This window comes from Bartonella sp. AD328YNZD (assembly GCF_042196425.1).
The window spans coordinates 1-1,386 of sequence record NZ_JBHIQG010000494.1 but is presented as its reverse complement, the minus strand read 5'-3'; the positions used below and the strand labels follow the sequence as shown (position 1 = coordinate 1,386).

1 protein-coding gene and 1 pseudogene are annotated in these 1,386 nt (G+C 39.6%); both read right to left on the bottom strand.

Translation table 11 applies throughout. The features are described from left to right. Positions 1–263: pseudogene (locus ACFIO3_RS13150) on the bottom strand (hypothetical protein); the annotation flags it as partial. Positions 264–286: 23 nt separating this feature from the next. Further along, on the bottom strand, positions 287–586 hold the full coding sequence (locus tag ACFIO3_RS13145; protein WP_375608128.1) for a hypothetical protein: 300 nt from the start codon (positions 584–586) through the stop codon (positions 287–289). Positions 587–1,386 lie beyond the last annotated feature (800 nt).

Here is a 1,386-nt window from a genome sequence, read left to right as displayed (position 1 = left end):
TGCTCAATAACATCCTCTTTTAACTTACCATTTTTCTTATTGCGTAAATCATATTGATCAGCATTCTGTTGCAGCCATTTTGCAAGCGTTCCTTTAACAGTTTTACCACCCTCAGCCTCACTCACCGCTTCCCATGCCGCAACAATAGCAGCAAGCTTTGGGGCATAGCGTGGATGCGTTGGATCTTGAAACGTATAATATTTTTGATCCTTAACGTCACGAGAATCATCCTCAGGGAAAAAAAACTTTAGGTCTCTTACCACACAATAAAAGCCATTCTTTTAAATTATCTAAGGAAACAACAGAAGAATCTTGAAAAATAGGATTCTCGTCCCAACGCCCCCCCCCAAAAATCACGATGATAGTACCCTTCTACCCTTAATTTTCCCTCTTTTGCTTCTCTTACTATCTCACTATAAACAGCTCGGAACAAAGCAATTTTAGCGAGCGGTACTTGATTCCCTCCTTCGTAAATACCACTGTCTTCAGGTCTGTGTTCGTTGGTAAATTCACATATAAGTGGATCAAGCCCGCTATCAATAACGCTGCCTGCAGTATTGTTAGTTTTTGAGAACGTAAAAGCCATTCTAAACTTTCATCAATTTCCATATATTCCCCGCCTTGTTCTGCACAACTTAACATATTTTTCAAAACGCTAAGAGCAATCTCCTTCACTACACAGAGATTATACTCCCCTCACACTGCAACTTACCACACTTTTTAAGTGCCTCACAACCACACCCCTCCTTGTGATACACAAGAAAATGATTTGAATTGATTTAAGATAAGAAGTTTTGAAGTGAGAGGAATCCTACTGAATTTTGGGCTTTCATGCAAAATATAAAGCCAGTTACAAGGCGATAAATGCCCCTTCATAAAGTATCAATTTTTATGCGTGATCAAACAATTTGATATGATAATATCTCTTTCATTTATGCACTCCCACCCTTAAACCTGCTCCTGCAATTACAGCACAAAAGATAATTCGTTACATCAAATCCACCTCTAAATGCAAAAGCTGTAACAACGCTCAATGCGCGTAAATATCATAAGAATACTGACTTACACCTCCACAAGCGGGATGATTGGCGTAAAACTGTACAATAAAATGCCATGCCTATAATGAACCGAGCTAAAAGCTGTCGCAACATTGGGGGCTAAGGTGTATGATGATGCCGGCTTGCTCTTTATGAAGTAACAAGCCAGCACTATCTATTTGCCAGCCCCCAATGTTGTGACAGCCCTTGGCTCTTAAGACGGTTCATAAGAGCCATTTTTAGTTCTTTCTTCTATAGTTTTTACCCACACACCAACCCCGCTTGTAGTGTGCAAGCAAGTGATTTTGATTGATTCAAGATAAACAGATTTGAAATGAGAGAATCCCAC

Bases quoted from the DNA above. Each gene is read 5' to 3' on its own strand.
- ACFIO3_RS13145 (WP_375608128.1), bottom strand. From the start codon at position 586: ATGGCTTTTACGTTCTCAAAAACTAACAATACTGCAGGCAGCGTTATT.